Origin of the sequence: Aeromonas sp. (assembly GCF_050633025.1) — a bacterium.
In the GTDB taxonomy this organism is placed as follows: domain Bacteria; phylum Pseudomonadota; class Gammaproteobacteria; order Enterobacterales; family Aeromonadaceae; genus Aeromonas.
Genome location: NZ_JBODRQ010000078.1, coordinates 1 through 17,843 on the forward strand (window position 1 = coordinate 1; position 17,843 = coordinate 17,843).

Below are 17,843 nucleotides of genomic sequence, written 5' to 3' on the forward strand. Positions count from 1 at the left end.
GCCGCAGCATCATCGCCGGACTGGTCAAGGCGGGTTATCCCGCCGGGCAGATCACAGCTGCCAACCCCAGTCTGCCCAAGCTGGAAGCTCTGGCCAGCGACCACGGCGTTCGCATCACCCAGTCCAATGCCGAGGCGGCCCGCGATGCCGAGGTGATCGTGCTGGCGGTCAAGCCGCAGCTGATGGCTGATATGCTGGCGGAGCTGGTCGCCGAGCTGGACTCGCTGGAGGGTAAGTTGCTTATCTCCATCGCGGCTGGCATCAAGGTGACACGCCTTGGCGAGATGGCCGGTGGCCATCACCGCATCATCCGCACCATGCCCAACACTCCGGCCCTGCTGGGGCTGGGTATGACCGGCCTCTATGCCCCCGAGCATATTGCAGCCAGCGATCGCGACTTTGCCGAGCAGATGATGCAGGCGGTCGGCAAGACCCTCTGGGTAGAGCAGGAGTCCGGCATCAACGGCATCATCGCCGCAGCGGGCAGTGCCCCGGCCTACTTCTTCCTCTTTATGCAGGCCATCGCCGAAGAGGCGGAGGCACTGGGCTTCTCGCCCGAACAGGCACGCCTGCTGGTGCAGCAGACCGCGCTAGGCGCAGCCGCCATGGTGGAGCAAAATCCCGAGTTGTCGCTGCAAACCCTGCGTGAGCAGGTCACCAGCAAGGGTGGTACCACAGCCGAAGCCATCAAGACATTCCAGCAACAGGGGCTGATGCCGCTGACTGCGCAAGCCATGCAGGCGGCCGTTGCTCGCGCCACCGAAATGGAAACCCTCTTCTAACAGGAGCCCAGATGAACACTGCTTACTTTCTGATTAACACCGTTTTCGATCTCTACCTGATGGTGATCCTGCTGCGCGTCTGGCTGCAGTGGGCCCGCGCCGACTTCTACAACCCGATGAGCCAGATGGTGGTCAAGCTGACCAATCCGCTGGTGATCCCGCTGCGCCGCGTTATCCCGGGCTTTGGCGGCATCGATCTCGCCTCCGTGGTGCTGGCGCTGGCTGTCGCCTTCCTCAAGCTGGCCCTGCTCAAGAGCATGAACGTGCTGCTGGCGGACTGGCTCAGCATCAGCCTGTTTGCCGCGCTGACCGTGCTGAAGAAAGCAGGCTCGATGATCTTCTGGGTACTGCTGATCCGCGCCATCCTGAGCTGGGTCAGCCAGGGCCGCAACCCCATCGAATACGTGATGCATCAGCTGACCGAGCCGTTCCTCGCCCCTATCCGCCGCGTACTGCCGGCGCTGGGCGGACTGGATCTCTCGGTGCTGGTCGCCTTTATCGGCCTGCAAGCCATCAACTACTTGCTGGGTGACCTGTTCGGCCAGCTGTGGTGGATGATTTGATGCCAGCCGTCCTGCAACAAGGGGATGAACTGGTACTGCATCTGGTGATCCAGCCCAAGGCGAGTCGGGATCAGATCATCGGATTGCATGGCGAAGAGCTGAAAGTGGCCATCACGGCGCCGCCCGTCGATGGCCAGGCCAACAGCCATCTGATCAAGTTTCTGGCCAAGCAGTTCAAGGTGGCCAAGGGACAGATCACCATAGTGCGGGGCGAGCTGGGGCGACACAAAACCGTCGCCATCGACAGCCCCAAACAGTTGCCGCAAGAAGTGAGTGCACTGCTGAATGACACGCAAGGCTGAATGAATCGGCCTGCGCCAACCGTAGATATGAGAGGGATGACAGATGAAAACAGCCTTGATGAGTGGCCTGCTGGCACTGCTGATGACCCTGCCGCTCAAGGCAGAACAGATGAAGGAGCTGGGGCCCTGGCTGGTGCACTACAACGCCTTCAACTCCAGCTTCCTTACCCCGGAAGTGGCCAAAACATACGGGCTGGAGCGCAGTCGCTACAACGCCATCATCAATATCGCGGTACAGGACAAGCAGAAAGTGGCGCAAGCCGTGGGGATCACCGGTGAGGCCAAGAACCTGACCGGCACCATCCGCACCCTGAACTTTCAGGAGGTAAAAGAGGGTGATGCCATCTACTATCTGGCGACCCTCCCCTACCGCAACGAAGACACCTATCAGTTCACCCTGAAGATCATGGGCGGTGGGCAGCAGCAGAACCTCACCTTCCAGCAGACCTTCTACGTCGATTGAGTCGCCAAACGGCAAAGGCCCCGATACCACCGCAATGCTGTTCACTTAAGAGAATATGAGTTCCAACCCACGTAGTATCAGGGCTAAACAGCGAGGGAGCCATTATGCCTCCCTCTTTCTATTGCAAGCGACACTGGATAAAGGCCGGAGAAAGAGTGACTGGAAACAGCCTTACTTCCCCAACTAAAGTCACATTTATGAATAATCACTCAAGAATGTGCTTATCTGAACGGCAATGTTATACCACCGGGGCCTGAAGGTTATTGATGTGTTGCGCACAAATCTGCAAGCAGGTTCTCACCTCCCCAGTCATCACTGCCCCAACGCGTTGATTATTTGCCGCTTGAGGGGGTCGTCAGCCGGATTCTGGTTGGCACCGTAGCTGGCGATCAGCTTGCCATCGCGCCCCACCAGATACTTGTGGAAGTTCCAGTTCGGCTCATCCCCGTCAGCGGCCGCCGCCAGCCCCTTGAACAGCGGTACCGCATCGGAGCCCCGCACCGCTACCCGGTTGAACATGGGGAAGGTCACGCCATAGTCACGACGGCACACCTCGGCGGTCTTGTTCTCGTTGCCCGCCTCCTGCCAAAAGTCGTTGGAGGGGAAACCGAGAATAATCAGTCCTTTATTCTTGTAGTTCTGGTAGAGCTTCTCCAGATCGCGAAACTGGCCGCTGTAGCCGCAGTAGGAGGCGGTATTGACCACCAGCACCACCTTGCCCTCGGTCAGCTGACAGAGGTTGTGGCGCTGTGAATTGTTGAGCTCCCGCATCTCCACATTGAAATAATCGGGGCACGCCGCAGAGGCCGCGCTGGCCCCCAATAACAGCAACAGAGTGAACCATTTCATCGCCAAGACTCCTTTTGTTTTGTCCATCATACGCGGTTACCAGAGCCGCAGTTCACTCTCAATGCAATGGAATGCCGGTCAGCCAGCCGTGCCCCCAGAACACCAGCAGCGCCGTGGCCGCCAGGCCCGCCCCGACGCTGATGCCGGTACCGGTCCAGTTGGCCTCGGGGCGTGGATATCGCTGCCAGTCCCGCACCGAAATCCAGAACATGCTCACCAGCGCCCAGAGCCCGATGCCGCCAAACAGCACCAGAGATCGCGCCTCACTGTTGACCAGCAGATGGGCCACCGCCCAGAGCAGGGTTCCGAGCAGCTGCGGATGCACCAGCCAGCGGCGCAGATGGTTGGGTCCCTGGCCGGAGAAGAAGAGGATCAACGCAAAGGGCATCATCACCGTCATGGTCAGCGGCCCCCAATCCGGCAGGAAATAGAGCGGCAGCGAGCTGGCCGAGCGCCAACCGGCGATGATGCAGGCGATGGCGACAAACACCAGCAGAGAGAAGAGCCCCTTGTAGCGATTCTCACCCAGCCGCTCGCGTAGCCGCGCCCGATGGGTCACCGCAAAACAGGGGTAGAGATGGATCAGGGTAAACAGCGCAACCCCCAGGGTCAGCAGGAACATGAGTCTCTCCTTGTACTTGGTACGACCACTATGCCGTAAAGGGAGATTTGCGCCTATCAAAACCGCGCAAACCCATGGAGTCAAAAGTGTGGCAAGACAAAGGAGCAGAAAGAAAAAAGCCGATCACGGAGGATCGGCAAAGAAGTGCTAGGGCAGTCAGACATCTCGCGGGATGGGAGATGCCCCAGACGGGGATATTGAGTGGCCGATGGTGCCATCGACCGAACCGGTTCAACCCTTGAGTTGATAGAGTGCCGCGACGTTGCGCGCAGTCAGCTGAATGTTGGTACTGGCGCTCTCCAGCGCTTCCGGCAGAGACATGGCACGGTTGACCACGGCGAATACCGCGTCCAGCCCGTGCTCGTGTACTACACCGCAATCGTCGGTCAGGCAACCGGAGATGCCGATCACCGGCTTGCCGAACTGCTTGGCACAGCGTGCGACACCGATTGGCGTCTTGCCGTGGATGGTCTGGCTGTCGATGCGTCCTTCACCGGTGATGACCAAATCCGCATCGGCCACTTCATCGGCCAGTTTCAGGGCTTCGATGACGATCTGGATACCGGGCTTGAGCTCGGCACCGAGCAGACCGACCAGCGCGGCCCCCATGCCACCGGCGGCGCCCGCCCCCGGAATATCCTTCACCTGCTTGCCGAGCGCCTGCTCAATGCAGTCGGCATAACGGGAGAGGTTGGCATCGAGCTGCTGCACCATCTCCGGGGTCGCCCCCTTTTGCGGGCCAAACACCGCAGAGGCGCCTTTCGGGCCGCACAGCGGGTTGTTCACATCGCACGCCACCTCGATAACCAGCTCGCCCAGACGCGGATCCAGACCGCTCAGGTCGATGGTCGCGAGCTCACTGAGACCTGCGCCACCCGGCTCGATGGCTGAGCCATCGGCTTTGAGCAGCTTGCCGCCGAGTGCCTGGATCATGCCGGCTCCGCCGTCATTGGTGGCGCTGCCGCCGATACCGAGGATCAGGTGCTTCACCCCCATCTCCAGCGCGGCCAGGATCAACTCACCGGTGCCGAAGCTGGAGGTGAGCAGCGGATTGCGCTGCTCGGGCGCCACCAGATGGATGCCGGAGGCGGCGGCCATCTCGATAACGGCGCGCTCGCCATCACCCAGCAGACCGATAAAACCCTGTACCTTGTTGCCGAGCGGTGCAGTCACTTCGACCGGCAGGATGTGGCCACCGGTGGCATCGACCAGCGATTGCACCGTACCTTCGCCGCCATCGGCCATCGGTAATTTGACGTAGGTGGCGTTTGGCAACATCTGCTTGAAACCGGCCTCGATGGCATCAGCCACCGCCATGGCGCTCAGACTCTCCTTGAATGAATCGGGGGCAATAACAATTTTCATATCAATTCCTTAGGCAAGACCAAACACGCCAAACATCAGGGTAGAGACAGCTGCGATGGTCAGACCGACTGCTGTTTCGTAGGGGATTAGCTTGAGTCGCTCACCCACTCCCATGTGGACGCTGCCGCCAGTCGCATGGAAGAAGGAGCCGTGGGGCATGTGGTCAAACACGGTGGCACCGGCATGGATCATCGCCGCTCCGGCCAGACTGCTGATTCCCAGTTCAATCAGGGTGGAGCTGAATACGTTGGAAGCCACTACAGTACCGGCGGTGGTCGAGGCGGTCGCCAGCGACATCAGGGCACCGGAGATGGGGGCCAGCAGGTAGGAGGGCAGACCGGAGGCGGTCAGGCCGCTGATCAGCACATCTTTCAGGCCGGAGTTGGCAATAATGCCCGCCAGGGTACCGGTCCCCAGCAGCATGATGGCGACCGGCGCCATGCGGGCGAGGCCGGAGACCGCAAACTGGTTCACCTTGCTGAACTTGCCCATCATCAGGGCACCAACCAGACCACCGAGCGGCAGCGCAATTAGCGGGTCCACCACGATACCGGCGACCGGCCGCAGGGCCAGCAGCAGGATGGCAACCAGCGGCGCACTGATGGCGGCGGCAAAGCCCGGCAGTTTGGTACCTTCGAAGCTCACCACCTCATCGGCGGCGACCTTGCTGCCCTTGTTGTTCAGCCGCTTGGCCAGCCAGTAGGCCATCACCAGACCAAACAGACCCGGGATGATGCCCGCGGCCATCACAGAGGTGAGGGGAAGATGGAAAGCATCCGCAGCCGCTATGGCGTTGGGGTTGGGGGACATGACGTTACCCGCCTTGCCGCCCCCGATCATCGCAAGCAGGATAGCCGCCTTGGAGAGGTCGGCACGGCGAGCGATGGCCAGCGCGATGGGCGCCACCGTGATAACAGCCACATCCACGAATACACCAACCGCGGTCAGGATCAGGGTTGCCAGCGCCAGCGCCAGCAGGGCACGGGTTTCACCGAGTTTCTTGACGATGGTTTCGGCGATAGTGGTGGCGGCGCCCGATTCGATCAGCACGCCCGCCAGTACACCGGCCGCCAGGATCCGCATCACCGCAGTGGTGATCCCCTGGGCACCGCCGATCATCAGGGCAACGGTCTGGGTCAGATCGGCACCGCCAATCAGACCACCGGCCAGAGCGCCGACGATCATGCCGTATGCGGGCGGAACCTTCTTCAGGATGAGAACGATAGCGATAGAGAGCGCCGCAATGGCGCCAAGGGCAGTAACCGGGATCATGACGGACACCTTCAATGGGAGTGGATGGTCGCCATTATGAAGAGCTGCAGTCAGAAAGCTTTGGCCAACTGACCAAATGTTGCACCTAAAACAAGAATTAATTTGTTTAAATTAACAATCACAAGTCGAGATTAAGGCCGAGATAGAGCAAAAATTTGTCGTCTAACTTGTTGAAATTCAACCCGGTTATCTGCTCGATCCGGTTTAGTCGGTAACGCAGGGTATTGGGGTGAATGAACAGGGCTTCGGCACAGCGATGCAGATCACAATCCTGCAAGAAATAGTGGCGCAGGGTCTTCTGCAGCGCCCCTTTGCTATCCTCTTCGGCCAGTTTCAACAAGGGGGCTCGCAGCTGAGCCGCCTGCCAGGAGTCCGCCAGACTGCCCAGCAGCACCGGTAAACGGTAGTCCTCAAAGAAGTAGACCTGCTTGCGCGGTGCCTGCCGCATGCCACGGCGCAGGGTATCCCGCGCCGTCTGGTAGGAGCGAGCCAGCCCGTTGATCCCGGCGAAATAATCGCCCACCGCGATATGCACCTTGAAGTGGGGTATGCGGGCCAGCAACTGCTTGATCCGGTTGCGCTCCTGCGCCGATTGCCAGACCCCCTCACTCAACTGCGCCGGTTTGAGCACCACTATCTCGTCGAGCCCGTTGATGGCCACCAGATTGTCCCGCTCCGGATTCTCCAGCTGATGAACCAGCTCCCGCAACCGGGCAGGGTCGCTATCCTCCAGCGCCAGCACCGCCACCACGCGCGGCTGGGCCAACTCCAGCCCGAGAAAGCGGGCCGCCTGCTGCAACTGATCTATCCGCCCCTCGCCGCGGATCAGCTGCAGCACCAGCTCTTCCTTGTGGCGCTTGTCCCACTGCAGCTGCTCGGTGAGCGCAGCCTGCTCCAGGATCAGCTCGGCAGTCATCCGCACCAGCTCGGCGTAAGCACGAACGATGTCCGGATCGCCTGAGATGCCGATGACACCCAGCAGTTCACCCTGATAGGCGATAGGCAGATTGATTCCGGGACGCACCCCCTTTAGCTCGCGGGCTGTCGCTTCGCTGATCTCCACCACCCGGTTTTCGGTGAGCGCCAGCACGGCCCCTTCGTGGCGCTGATGGAGCCGCTCCGGATTGCCGGACGCAATGATGAGACCATGCTCGTCCATCACGTTGACCGAGAAGGAGAGGATCTTCATCGCCCGCGTAACAATCTGGCGGGCAAGGTTATCGTTTAGCTGCATAACATCTCCAGACAAGAGGTTGATCTGGCGATGCAACCACGGACTGATTCAGAGCATATGGCAGCAAAGATGCCACATCATCAAGACAAGCGAGAGGGGGATCGCTAGAATAGGCCACTTTACCCGATGTGAGCCCGCCATGGAGCCGGAATTGCGTGCTTGCGCCCGCCTGCCCGTGATGGCCCATCCCTCCGCTCTGGACTGTGCTATGGATTATGAATTTCGCCGCGACCCGTTCGGTGGTTATCGCGCCCGCTTCTCCATGGGCCATGAAGCCATCGGCCAGTGGCTGATCGACGAAGTGGGCAAGGATGAGGAGAAGCTCGACGAGCTCTTCTCCATCATTGATCAGCTCTCCAACCGCACCCGAGTCGAATACCGACTCACCGGCGGTGACTACTCCCTGCTGCTGACCCATGAAGAGGCAGAGGTGAAGGCCAACGTCCTCAATATCGAGCTGGGCGAGGATCTCGACGATCTCGCCTACTACGATGATGAACAGCTGGCCATGTGCGGGCTGGAAGACTTTGCCCAGGTGCTAACCTCCTGGCGCGCCTTTATCCGCAACGAGGATATGGGCTGAGTGACCCCGTTTCGCTTATTCTGGTCGGCCACTGCGGTCGACCATCCAAACCAACAGGATTGACTATGTCTATTTACGATTTTGATGACGAGCTGCCGGAAGACGAGCAGGATCAACCGAAGAAACCCGCCCAACCCAAGAAGAAGGGCAAGCAGGTGCTGAACACTCAGGTCAACCTGAGCCCGCGCGATGCCAGCCGTCTGAACGGCATGCACGTAGAAGCAATCACCACACTGGATGATGTCAGCCTGCCGAAGAACGTCATCTTCAAGGCTGGCCTGATCGCGCTGGGTGAGCTGGATGCCAACCAGCGCGCCGACATCATCGCCCGCGTCATCGCCGAATCGGGCCGTTAATCGGCGTCCATGAATGGCAAAAGCCGGAGCTGCTTGCTCCGGCTTTTTTATTGCCGCTTTTATTGTCCTTCGATTGCCTTCGCCGGGACTATGTGGTTCAGATAGACTCAAGACAGGGAGCGAGTCGTCGTGAGGTGAATATGGAACAGAAAAATGCCATTCGGCAGGTTGCCGTCCCTTGGGCTCCGTCCCGCCAGCTACCTCCCGGTCTGGTTGTGGCCGAGCTGCATCAGGATCTCTGGAGCGACTCTCTGACCATCATGCTGGGGCGTGCGCGCAGTATCGATTTGCCCCCGCAAATCCTCTGCCGGGTCTATTTTCGCCACATCTATGCCCTGCGGGTCATCGAAGATTGCGATCTGGCCGAAGGGAAGGATAGTCACACCATCGAAGAGCAGATCCAGCTCATCACCCCATCCCGTTTTGCCAGCTGGTTCCATCAGGAGTCGGACGGCCTGCATCTGGATGAAGATCTGCAGCACTATCGCATCTCGACCTGGGATTATTGTGCCGATGTGCTGACCTCCTCGGCGCCGGAATTGCAGTTCCTGCCCCAGAGCGAGTAGCCAGCTGTTACGTCAGAGGCGAAGGATGATCCTTCGCCTCTTGGTTTTTGGGCGGGTGAGATGTTGTGGCGCTCAGGCCACTCAACCCGGGTGGTGACCTGTTGTATTGGCACAAAAAAAGCGCCTCAGAGGAGGCGCGGGGAAAAAGACAGATTGGAAGCGTCACATGGGTGCTACTTGAATCAGCGAATGAGCCGTGCCATTCAAGTATGGAACCATCATGCCTGCGTCTATCTGAAGTAGTGCTGAGACATTTTTTCATCCCCTGTTCATCTTCCAGGCACGTTTTCAACAAGGTGCTCTAAGCTCTCCCCTGCTGTACACATTGATGGGTATGGAGCCAGGACAAACGGTACGTGACGTTGCTCCAGCTCAAGCAACCAGCACTTGATGGGAATGCCGCCAGCATAGCCGGTCAGATCGCCGCGGCGTCCGATCACCCGATGGCAGGGCACTATGATGCTCAGCGGATTGCGCCCGTTGGCAGCACCCACCGCCCGCACCGCCTTGGGATTGCCGATAGCTTGGGCAATCTCGAGATAGCTGACGGTCTCGCCATAGGGGATATCGCACAAAGCGCTCCACACCGTTTGCTGGAACGGGGTGCCCTTCGCTGCCATGGGCAGATCAAACTGCTGCAACTTTCCGGCGAAATAGGCGGTGAACTGGGCAAGATAGGGGGCCAGCGCCTTGTCATCCCGTTGCCAGTCAGCTTGTGGCATGACGGGCCGCTCCCCGTGCATGAACTCCACGTGGCGCAGGCCATCCTGATCAATGGCGACCAGCAGCGGACCGCAGGTGCTATCGCAAAAGCTGTATCTCATCGGCTGACATCCTTTGGAGGTTGGGGGTTGGCTCAGTCCAGAACCGGTTTGCCGCGGGCGGACTTGATATCCCCCTTGCGTTTCTTGGCATCGACCCGTTTGCGCTGGGAGCTGCGGGTCGGCTTGGTGGCATGGCGGGCCTTGGGGCGCCAGGCTGCTTTCTTCAGCAACTCCACCAGACGGCTCATCGCCTCCTTGCGGTTCATGTCCTGGCTGCGATGGCTCTCGACCCTGATCATGATAAAGCCGTTGTGTACCCGGCTGTCACTCAGCATGTCGAGACCCTCCTTGTAGAGGGGCGTCAGGCTGGGAGAGTTGCGGTAATCGAAGCGCAACCAAACGGCGGAGTCGGTCTTGTTGACGTGCTGTCCGCCGTTGCCCTGTGCCCGCATGGTCTGAAATTGCAGCTCATGCCAGGGAAGCGTGACGCTGTTGGAAATAACTAACATGCTGTTTTGCTCTTGTTTGGTGCATACCCGCTGACCGCTGCAGCATGGTGCCTCATTATGGGGCGTACGGGCCGGTTATGGGGATGTGCCTAGCGCATGGCGCCGGCATTAAACTCTATCCACATGAAATATAACAATAAAAATACTTGGCATAAGAATTGATACCCGATTCATGACACACCATGGATTGGGAGCAACCAGATGAAACTGATTAGTGCGATTATCAAACCGTTCAAGTTGGACGATGTCCGCGAGGCGATTGCCAACCTGGGGGTGGAAGGGCTGACCGTGTCCGAGGTCAAGGGATTTGGCCGCCAAAAGGGACACACCGAATTATACCGGGGAGCCGAGTATCAGGTCGACTTCCTGCCCAAGGTGAAGCTGGAGATTGCCACCGCCGATGATAACGTGGAAGGGGTGATCGAGGCGATCTGCAAGGCGGCCTATACCGGCAAGATCGGTGACGGCAAGATTTTTGTCTACGACTTGCTGCAGGCGGTGCGCATCCGTACCGGCGAGAGTGACGACGAGGCGCTCTGATAAACCGCATCCGTGACGTACAGATCTGCTGATCTCCCGATCTCGGGGAATGCGATGGCATAAGAGATCACTGCAGCCAGATTAACATATGGTATTGGACAAAAGAGGCCGAAGTGGACTCCATTAGGTCTCTTTCATTTTACCCTTCTATCGCGCTGAAGTTGGCTTATTCAGACTGCAATACCTGACGAGGCGACAATCCGGCTCGACAACAAGGCGGGATAAACCTGCCGCTTCGGGAGCCCAGTATGTGCCCGTGCCAACTCTCAACCGGTTCAGTGCTGTTGCCCGGAGAGCTCCTCCTGGGGCTTGTGTTGCCACACTGCGCCGAGTAGCAACTTGAGCAGTAGTCCGGGCGGGTTGTCCAGCAGCTTGCCAGACTCCAGCAACAGCTGGCCATCGGCGCGAAATCCGAGGCTGGCATCTATGGTGCCATCCTCAGAGACCACCTGGATCAGGCCATTGAGTGCGGAACGCTCACCGGGCTGACAGCGCAGCCGCAGCTCGCGGGGTTCCCCCAGCAGGGTGAAGGCGCGGCTCAGCGGGGGCGAGTCTTCATAATCGGGCCAGTTGAAGAAGTGATACTGCTCGGCCAGGGCGCCCGCCTGCTGGCAAAACTGCTCGAACAGCTGCCCGATCGCCTGATACTCCTGATCGAGTCGTCTTGCCTGCTCTTCAATCCGTTTCATTGTTTACTCCTTGTCTATCCACTTGATCAGACATTGCTTTTCTGACCCCGTGACTGCCGTTTTCCAGATATGAGGCCAAATGGCCACGAGGTCTGTGAGCCGGATCGAAGTTTCAGTCTGAAAACGTTATCTTGTTGAAACTGGATGGTTTTTTTGCCCTTCCGCTCACATTTGAATCGATTGCCGCTGATTAATATGGCACCGCCTGGCAATGACCGGGTGCTCGACTATCGAGACTAACTACAGCGGGAATTATAAAAATATGGATATGAAAAAGACCAAAGTGGCGCTGGTAACAGCCTCACTGCTCGCGCTTTTATCTGGCTGTAATGACAACAGCACATCTACTTCTACACCTGAACCTTCTGATGGACCTGTCGCTCGCTTGCCCAAGATGGATCCCCCCAAGGAGCTGCTGCAAGCAGGCCCCAACGAGGTAGTCATTGCGCTGGTGGATACCCAGTCGGCAGCCAAAGGGGCCAAGGCACCGTTTGACAGCCACAGCCTGCATCTTTGGAACAACGATGCCTGCAACGCCACGGCTGATAGCGGCCTGAATACCGGGTGGGGTGACAAGAGCAAGACACCAGCCTCCGCCGACAGCTTTGGTCCGGCCTGGGTCGTGCCGCTCAACAAGGTGGAAGGGTGCATCAACTTCATTGCCCGCAACGGCGATCTGGCCAACCTGACCGGCAGCGATATGAAGGTGATCTTCAGTGAGCACCCGGATCGCACCGTGGCCATCGTCGCGGGCAAGAAAGATCTGTTTGGCAGCCGTGCCGAAGCCTTTACCGCCGCCTTTGGCGTGGCGGGGGCCAGCGCTCATTTGATCGATGGCAATACCCTGATCTGGCAAGGGGGCAAGGACAAGCCCCACGTTCGCCTCTATTACACCGACTCGGGCACCATCAAGGCCAATGCCGATGGGGTGTTCGATTTCCCCTATATCAGCCTGACCGCGACCACTCTGACTGCCGAGCAGCAGGCCAAATATCCGCATCTCAAGGATGCCGCCGCTTTTGCCCTGCCTGCGGGTAAAGATCTCAAGCCCCTGCTCAAGGGTGAGCTGGTGGCTATAGGCACCGATGCCGACGGTATCCTGCAGGGGGCGACCCTGGTGCAGAGCGCCGGCGCCCTCGATGCGCTTTATGCTCCCGAGGCGACCAAGCTGAGCTATGGTGCCGTGGTGGAGGGTAACCGGGTGACCTTCCGCCTCTGGGCGCCGACCGCCAAGTCGGTCAAGCTGGCCCTCTACAACGCCAGCCACCAGAAGAGTGGCGAGGTGGCCATGACCTTCGACAGCGCCAGCGGCAGCTGGAGTTACGAAGGGGGCAGCGAGCTGATTGGCCAGTTCTACCGCTACGACATGGAGGTTTACCATCCGCTGAGCCGCAAGGTTGAGCACTACGAGGTGACCGATCCCTACTCCCTGAGCCTCGCGATGAACTCCGAGTTCAGTCAGGTAGTGGATCTCGACGATCCGGCCCTGAAACCGGAAGGGTGGGACAGCCTCAAGGCGCCCCACAGCCAGCAGAACCCCGCCGACATCACCATCTATGAGGCCCATGTTCGCGACCTGACCGGGAATGACGCCTCCACCGATGAAGAGAAGCGCGGCAAGTTCCTCGGCCTGACCCAGCCGGACTCTGTACCGGTCAACCATCTGAAAGCGCTGGCAAAAAGCGGCATCAGCCACCTGCACCTGCTGCCGGTGTTTGACATAGCTACCGTCAACGAGGATCCGGCCAAGGTGGCCAATATCAGCGATGACTTCAGCAAGCTCTGCCAGGTCAATCCGGAAGTGAAAAATTCCAAGTTTGCCAATCACTGCGGCGGTGGCCAGACCATCGAAGCCGTACTGGAAGATCTGCAAGCCAGCGACAGCAAGGAGAACCCTGTAGTGCAGGAGCTGTACGGCTATCTGCGCGGCGTTGACTCCTTCAACTGGGGCTATGATCCCTACCACTACACCACGCCGGAAGGCTCCTACGCCACCAACGCCGAGGGGACCAAACGTATTCTGGAGTTCCGCGAGATGGTCAAGGCCATCAAGCAGAACATCGGCATGAACGTGGTGATGGACGTGGTCTACAACCACACCAACGAATCCGGGCTCGGCCCCAAGTCGGTGCTCGACAAGATAGTGCCCTGGTACTATCAGCGCCTCAATCCGGAGACCGGTTCGGTCGAGAACTCCACCTGCTGCTCCAACACGGCGCCGGAACACGCCATGTTTGCCAAGCTGATGGATGACTCTCTGGTCACCTGGGCGCGCGACTACAAGATCGACGCCTTCCGCTTCGACCTGATGGGCCACCACCCGAAAGATCAGATGGTGCAGGCGCTGGCCGCGGTGAAGAAGGTCAATCCCGATATGTACTTCTACGGCGAGGGGTGGAACTTCGGCGAAGTGCAGGATGACAAGCGCTTCGTGCAGGCGACCCAGAAGCATCTGGGTGGTACCGGTATCGGCTCCTTCTCCGATCGCTTGCGCGATGCGGTGCGCGGCGGCAGTCCGTTCGACGGTGGCGATACCATTCGCAAGACCCAGGGCTTTGGCAACGGTGCCTTCGTCGATCCTAACGAAATGAGCAAGGTGGATCTGGCTACGGCCTTGCACCAGTCCGATCTGGTGCGGCTCGGCATGGCGGGCAACCTAAAGGATTTCGTGCTAACCGACAAGGATGGCATGCCGAAAAAAGGCGCCGAGATCGACTACAACGGTCAGCCTGCCGGTTATGCCCAGGATCCGGTGGAAGTGCAGAACTATGTCGACAAGCACGACAACCAGACCCTGTTCGACAACCTGATCTACAAGGCGCCTGCCGGAGCCGATCTGGTGCGGATGCAGGGAGTATCGCTGGCGACCGCCATGCTGGGTCAGGGCATTCCCTTCACCCACGCCGGGGTCGAGTTGCTGCGATCCAAATCCATGGAGCGGGACAGCTATGACTCGGGCGACTGGTACAACAAGGTCGACTACACCCTGGGCGACAACAACTTCGACAAGGGGTTGCCGCGCAAGGACAAGGATGGCGACAACTATCCGCTGATCGAGCAGGTGCTCGGCAAGCATGCCAAGCCGGGCTCGGCCGAGATGGCGCAGATGGTGAGCTTCTATCAGGAGCTGGCGGAGCTGCGCAACTCCTCCCGCCTGCTGCGTCTGGGCAGTGGTGCCGAGGTGATCAAGCGGGTCGACTTCCGCAACACCGGCCCGGATCAGGTGCCGGGCCTTATCGTCATGACGGTGGATGATGGCGTCAGTGCCGGGGCGGATCTGGATCCGGCCATCGACGGTCTGGTGGTGATGATCAACGCTAGCAACCAGAGCCAGAGCATCGGCGACTTCCGTGACGGCAACGATCAGCCGATCGATCTGAGCGGTATGGTGCTAAGCAGCAAGCATCGCGCAGTCGACAGCATCGCCAGCGGCGCTGCCTATGATAACGGCCAGCTGACGCTGGGGGCTTGGTCTGCCGCCGTGTTCGTCAAGCCGCAGTCTGGTGTACAGGGTGCGGGCCTGCCGGTCAGCAAGAAGACCGACCTGAGCACCCTGCCACCGTTTGGCAACACCGATGTTTATCTGAAGGGGTTCCTCAATGAGTGGGGTAACACCAACCAGATGACCTTCAGCGGCAACTTCATGTACGAGTTCACTACCGAGGTGAGCACCGACAAGCTGGGTACCACCAACGTCAAGATCGCTGACGCCAGCTGGGGGCCGGTCAACTACGGCAGCTGCAACGCCGGTGACAAGCTGGTGGTCGGCACTCCGCTGACCCTTTGCAAGGGGGGAGAAACCGGCAATATCGGTGTCGATCTGGCCAAGGCAGGCAGCTACAAGTTTGTCTTTACCGCCATGAACAAGGACAAACCGACCCTGAGCGTCAGCTTCACCGAGCCGGTGCAGAGCTGCAAGGTGCTGGATACGGTGGCGGGCAATCCGCTCGGCTACAACCTGTTCGTCAAGGGTGAGCTTTCAGGCTGGAATGCCCAGCCCCAGTACCAGCTGAGCTACAAGGGGATGGACGGTGATCTTGCCATCTATCAGGCGGCGTTCAACTATGCCGGCAGCACCGAGTTCAAGGTCGCCAACGAGGAGTGGAGCAAGGAGTTCCTGCTCAACGATGGCGGCGCGGTGAACGCTGAAACCGGCTATTCGTTCGCCTTCTCCAAGGGGGGCAGTGCCAATAACAGCATCACCCTGCCGCAGGGGCTGTGGAGTGTGCTGGTGAAGGTTGACCCGGCTGGCGTCAAGGCGGGTACTGCCGTCATTCAGGAGTGCAGCGTCAAGTAAGCAAGCCATTGAGTCCGGGGGATGGCTCGGCGCCCCCGGGTTGAATTCCACCTTGCCAAGGGTGGGATAACTCCGAGAGAGTAAGCAAAGCGCGACTGCCGACCGGCAGGCGCGCTTTTTCTTTTACGGGGTGCCGTGAGAGAAATGAGAGGAAAAAGAAAAGCCGTCCCGGTTGGGGGACGGCTTTTGGCTGGGATGCCATTGGCTGGCTTAACGCTTGCGCAGCAGCCGCAAGGCGTTGGCGGTCACCAGCGCGGTGGCGCCGGTATCGGCCAGCACCGCAATCCACAGGCCGGTGATGCCGAGCAGGCTGGTGACCAGGAAGATGGCTTTAAGCCCCAGCGCCAGCGTAATATTCTGGTGAATATTGGCCAGTGCCGCCCGCGACAGCCGGATCATCGCGGCAATACCGCCGAGCTGGTTGTGGGTCAGCGCCGCATCGGCGGTCTCCAGCGCCACATCGGTGCCGCCGCCCATGGAGATGCCGATACTGGCCCGCTTCATGGCCGGGGCATCGTTGATGCCATCACCGATCATCGCGACTTTCTGCGAGCTGGCGAGCTTGGCGATCTCTTCCACCTTGCCCTCCGGCAACAGACCCGCGCGCCATCCCATCCCCAGCTCACCGGCGATCGCCTCTGCTGCGCGGGGGTTGTCACCGGTCAGCATGATGCTCTGCAGGCCGAGCTGGTTGAGCTCTTGCAGCGCCGCAGCCGCTTCCGGCCGGATCTGATCCCGCAGCGCCAGCAGGGCGACCGGCAACGCCTGATCATCGCTGCTCTGGCAGAGCACCGCAACGGTCTTGCCCTGCCGCTCCAGCGACCCAATCCGGGTCTGCTGTTCCACATTCAGGGTCGCCACCCGGCTCGGTGCCAGCAGTTGCCACAGCTCGCCGTTGATGCGCCCTTCAACACCCATGCCCGGCAGGGCTCGCAGGTCGCGGGCTTCTACCTGTGCCAACCCCTGCTCGTTGGCGGCGGCAAATACGGCGCGGGCCAGCGGGTGGTGGGAGCCCTGCTCGATGGCAGCCGCCAGTGCCAGCAGCTCGGTTTCCGGCTGGCCATTGAGGCTCACCAGTTCGGTCAGCTGCGGCTTGCCCAGGGTCAGGGTGCCGGTCTTGTCAAACGCAACGGTATCGATATGGGCCAATCGCTCCAGCGCAGCACCGCCCTTGATGAGCGCCCCCTGACGGGTAGCGGCGGCCAGCGCCGAGGTAACCGCTGCCGGGGTGGAGATGACCAGCGCGCAGGGGCAACCGATCAGCAGCAGTGCCAGCCCACGATAAACCCACTCATCCCAGCTCTGGCCGAAGGCAAGCGGCGGCACCAGCACCACCAGCAGGGCAACCAGCATCATGGCCGGGGTATACCAGCGGCTGAAGCGGTCGATAAAGCGCTCGATGGGGGCGCGCTGGCTTTCGGCCTCCTCGATGAGGTGCAGGATGCGGTCGATGGCGTTGTTGCCGGGCTCGGACACCACCTCGAGGCGCAGCACCCGATCGGCCGCCAGACTACCGGCCGGTACCTTGTCACCCTGGCGGCGTTCCACCGGAATGGATTCACCGGTCAGGGCGCTCTCGTCAAATGCCCCGAGCTCATCGAGCAGGCGGGCGTCGGCAGGTAGACGAGCACCCGGGGCGATTTCGATGATATCGCCGGGACGCAGCTCATCGGCAGCGACCTCTTCCCGCACCTCGCTCTCGGCAGTGGTACGGATCCGCAGCGCCTTGTCGGGTACCAGCGCCATCAGGGCGGTCACTCCGGCCCGGGCGCGTCCGGCGGCGTAGGCCTCCAGATGTTCACCCAGCATAAAGAGCAGCAGCACCATGGCCGCTTCGGCGGTTTCACCGAGGAACAGGGCACCCACGGCGGCCACCGTCATCAGGGTCTCGATGGCGAAGGGAGAGCCGCTCTTGGTCAGCGCCCACGCCTTGCGGGAGATGGGCCACAGCCCCCACAGGGTCGCCAGGGTAAAGAGCGGCTGACCGAACTCTTTCGGCAGCAGGGCCGCCACCAGCATCAGGCCGGCCAGCGACAGGGGTTGCCAATATTTGCCCAGGGTGGTCAGCAGCGGGCTTTGGCGTGTGG

Annotated in this window: 17 protein-coding genes and 1 pseudogene; 9 read left to right on the forward strand and 9 right to left on the reverse strand. The window is 60.1% G+C overall.

Going from position 1 to position 17,843, the window contains the following annotated elements; genetic code table 11:
• From proC to ACRAUW_RS11555, 4 genes are all read left to right on the forward strand, one after another.
• Positions 1–782, forward strand: a 782-nt coding sequence (proC, locus tag ACRAUW_RS11540) for a pyrroline-5-carboxylate reductase (RefSeq protein ID WP_431362398.1), incomplete at its 5' end; no start/stop codon positions are given.
• 11 nt (positions 783–793) lie between these two features.
• A complete protein-coding gene (locus tag ACRAUW_RS11545) occupies positions 794–1,345 on the forward strand; it encodes a YggT family protein (RefSeq protein ID WP_005340343.1) in 552 nt (183 codons plus the stop codon).
• Complete coding sequence (gene yggU, locus ACRAUW_RS11550; protein WP_005340341.1) at positions 1,345–1,647, forward strand: DUF167 family protein YggU; 303 nt, start codon at positions 1,345–1,347, stop codon at positions 1,645–1,647. The genes ACRAUW_RS11545 and yggU overlap by 1 nt, the downstream gene beginning before the upstream one ends.
• A 43-nt stretch (positions 1,648–1,690) precedes the next feature.
• A complete protein-coding gene (locus tag ACRAUW_RS11555) occupies positions 1,691–2,110 on the forward strand; it encodes a DUF4426 domain-containing protein (protein ID WP_431362399.1) in 420 nt (139 codons plus the stop codon).
• A 312-nt stretch (positions 2,111–2,422) separates the two neighbouring features.
• On the opposite strand, the gene ACRAUW_RS11560 is transcribed toward ACRAUW_RS11555, so the two are convergent.
• The 5 genes from ACRAUW_RS11560 to ACRAUW_RS11580 all read right to left on the reverse strand — a co-directional run bounded on the left by ACRAUW_RS11560 (position 2,423) and on the right by ACRAUW_RS11580 (position 7,452).
• On the reverse strand, positions 2,423–2,959 hold the full coding sequence (locus ACRAUW_RS11560; protein WP_431362400.1) for a glutathione peroxidase: 537 nt from the start codon (positions 2,957–2,959) through the stop codon (positions 2,423–2,425).
• A gap of 58 nt (positions 2,960–3,017) precedes the next feature.
• Positions 3,018–3,581, reverse strand: a complete 564-nt coding sequence (locus ACRAUW_RS11565; protein WP_431362401.1) for an NnrU family protein — start codon at positions 3,579–3,581, stop codon at positions 3,018–3,020.
• A gap of 231 nt (positions 3,582–3,812) precedes the next feature.
• The gene (locus ACRAUW_RS11570) at positions 3,813–4,946 is read right to left on the reverse strand and encodes a glycerate kinase (protein ID WP_431362402.1); all 1,134 of its coding nucleotides are present in this window, start codon (positions 4,944–4,946) and stop codon (positions 3,813–3,815) included.
• A 9-nt stretch (positions 4,947–4,955) separates the two neighbouring features.
• Entirely contained in the window at positions 4,956–6,218 is a 1,263-nt protein-coding gene (locus ACRAUW_RS11575; RefSeq protein WP_431362403.1) for a GntP family permease, read from the reverse strand.
• Positions 6,219–6,336: 118 nt separating this feature from the next.
• Positions 6,337–7,452 (reverse strand): sugar diacid recognition domain-containing protein, encoded by a 1,116-nt coding sequence (locus tag ACRAUW_RS11580; RefSeq protein ID WP_431362404.1) that lies wholly within the window; start codon positions 7,450–7,452, stop codon positions 6,337–6,339.
• A gap of 208 nt (positions 7,453–7,660) precedes the next feature.
• On the opposite strand from ACRAUW_RS11580, the gene ACRAUW_RS11585 reads away from it, so the two are divergent.
• The 3 genes from ACRAUW_RS11585 to ACRAUW_RS11595 all read left to right on the forward strand — a co-directional run bounded on the left by ACRAUW_RS11585 (position 7,661) and on the right by ACRAUW_RS11595 (position 8,957).
• Positions 7,661–8,035: a YacL family protein gene (locus ACRAUW_RS11585; RefSeq protein ID WP_431362405.1), complete on the forward strand. Its 375-nt coding sequence runs from the start codon at positions 7,661–7,663 to the stop codon at positions 8,033–8,035.
• A gap of 65 nt (positions 8,036–8,100) precedes the next feature.
• Complete coding sequence (locus tag ACRAUW_RS11590; protein WP_041209062.1) at positions 8,101–8,391, forward strand: hypothetical protein; 291 nt, start codon at positions 8,101–8,103, stop codon at positions 8,389–8,391.
• Positions 8,392–8,531: 140 nt separating this feature from the next.
• Positions 8,532–8,957, forward strand: a complete 426-nt coding sequence (locus tag ACRAUW_RS11595) for a hypothetical protein (protein ID WP_108613288.1) — start codon at positions 8,532–8,534, stop codon at positions 8,955–8,957.
• Positions 8,958–9,292: 335 nt separating this feature from the next.
• On the opposite strand, the pseudogene ACRAUW_RS11600 reads toward ACRAUW_RS11595, so the two are convergent.
• A pseudogene (locus tag ACRAUW_RS11600) lies at positions 9,293–9,781 on the reverse strand (methylated-DNA--[protein]-cysteine S-methyltransferase); the annotation flags it as partial.
• A 32-nt stretch (positions 9,782–9,813) separates the two neighbouring features.
• The gene (arfB, locus tag ACRAUW_RS11605) at positions 9,814–10,230 is read right to left on the reverse strand and encodes an alternative ribosome rescue aminoacyl-tRNA hydrolase ArfB (protein ID WP_431362406.1); all 417 of its coding nucleotides are present in this window, start codon (positions 10,228–10,230) and stop codon (positions 9,814–9,816) included.
• Between the two features lie 201 nt (positions 10,231–10,431).
• Between arfB and glnK the strand changes: the two genes are divergently transcribed.
• Positions 10,432–10,770, forward strand: a complete 339-nt coding sequence (gene glnK, locus ACRAUW_RS11610) for a P-II family nitrogen regulator (protein ID WP_005341406.1) — start codon at positions 10,432–10,434, stop codon at positions 10,768–10,770.
• A 275-nt stretch (positions 10,771–11,045) separates the two neighbouring features.
• On the opposite strand, the gene ACRAUW_RS11615 is transcribed toward glnK, so the two are convergent.
• Complete coding sequence (locus ACRAUW_RS11615) at positions 11,046–11,459, reverse strand: hypothetical protein (RefSeq protein WP_431362407.1); 414 nt, start codon at positions 11,457–11,459, stop codon at positions 11,046–11,048.
• Positions 11,460–11,721: 262 nt separating this feature from the next.
• Here ACRAUW_RS11615 and pulA point away from each other — a divergent pair, with 262 nt between their 5' ends.
• A complete protein-coding gene (pulA, locus tag ACRAUW_RS11620; protein ID WP_431362408.1) occupies positions 11,722–15,756 on the forward strand; it encodes a pullulanase-type alpha-1,6-glucosidase in 4,035 nt (1,344 codons plus the stop codon).
• A 210-nt stretch (positions 15,757–15,966) separates the two neighbouring features.
• Here the strand turns inward: pulA and ACRAUW_RS11625 are convergent.
• The coding region (locus tag ACRAUW_RS11625) for a heavy metal translocating P-type ATPase (protein WP_431362409.1) at positions 15,967–17,843 on the reverse strand (1,877 nt) is incomplete at its 5' end.

Bases quoted from the DNA above. Each gene is read 5' to 3' on its own strand.
- ACRAUW_RS11615 (WP_431362407.1), bottom strand. From the start codon at position 11,459: ATGAAACGGATTGAAGAGCAGGCAAGACGACTCGATCAGGAGTATCAG.
- ACRAUW_RS11565 (WP_431362401.1), bottom strand. From the start codon at position 3,581: ATGTTCCTGCTGACCCTGGGGGTTGCGCTGTTTACCCTGATCCATCTC.
- ACRAUW_RS11590 (WP_041209062.1), top strand. From the start codon at position 8,101: ATGTCTATTTACGATTTTGATGACGAGCTGCCGGAAGACGAGCAGGAT.
- arfB (WP_431362406.1), bottom strand. From the start codon at position 10,230: ATGTTAGTTATTTCCAACAGCGTCACGCTTCCCTGGCATGAGCTGCAA.
- ACRAUW_RS11555 (WP_431362399.1), top strand. From the start codon at position 1,691: ATGAAAACAGCCTTGATGAGTGGCCTGCTGGCACTGCTGATGACCCTG.
- ACRAUW_RS11595 (WP_108613288.1), top strand. From the start codon at position 8,532: ATGGAACAGAAAAATGCCATTCGGCAGGTTGCCGTCCCTTGGGCTCCG.
- ACRAUW_RS11570 (WP_431362402.1), bottom strand. From the start codon at position 4,946: ATGAAAATTGTTATTGCCCCCGATTCATTCAAGGAGAGTCTGAGCGCC.
- glnK (WP_005341406.1), top strand. From the start codon at position 10,432: ATGAAACTGATTAGTGCGATTATCAAACCGTTCAAGTTGGACGATGTC.
- ACRAUW_RS11580 (WP_431362404.1), bottom strand. From the start codon at position 7,452: ATGCAGCTAAACGATAACCTTGCCCGCCAGATTGTTACGCGGGCGATG.
- ACRAUW_RS11560 (WP_431362400.1), bottom strand. From the start codon at position 2,959: ATGAAATGGTTCACTCTGTTGCTGTTATTGGGGGCCAGCGCGGCCTCT.
- pulA (WP_431362408.1), top strand. From the start codon at position 11,722: ATGGATATGAAAAAGACCAAAGTGGCGCTGGTAACAGCCTCACTGCTC.
- ACRAUW_RS11585 (WP_431362405.1), top strand. From the start codon at position 7,661: ATGGATTATGAATTTCGCCGCGACCCGTTCGGTGGTTATCGCGCCCGC.
- ACRAUW_RS11575 (WP_431362403.1), bottom strand. From the start codon at position 6,218: ATGATCCCGGTTACTGCCCTTGGCGCCATTGCGGCGCTCTCTATCGCT.
- ACRAUW_RS11545 (WP_005340343.1), top strand. From the start codon at position 794: ATGAACACTGCTTACTTTCTGATTAACACCGTTTTCGATCTCTACCTG.
- yggU (WP_005340341.1), top strand. From the start codon at position 1,345: ATGCCAGCCGTCCTGCAACAAGGGGATGAACTGGTACTGCATCTGGTG.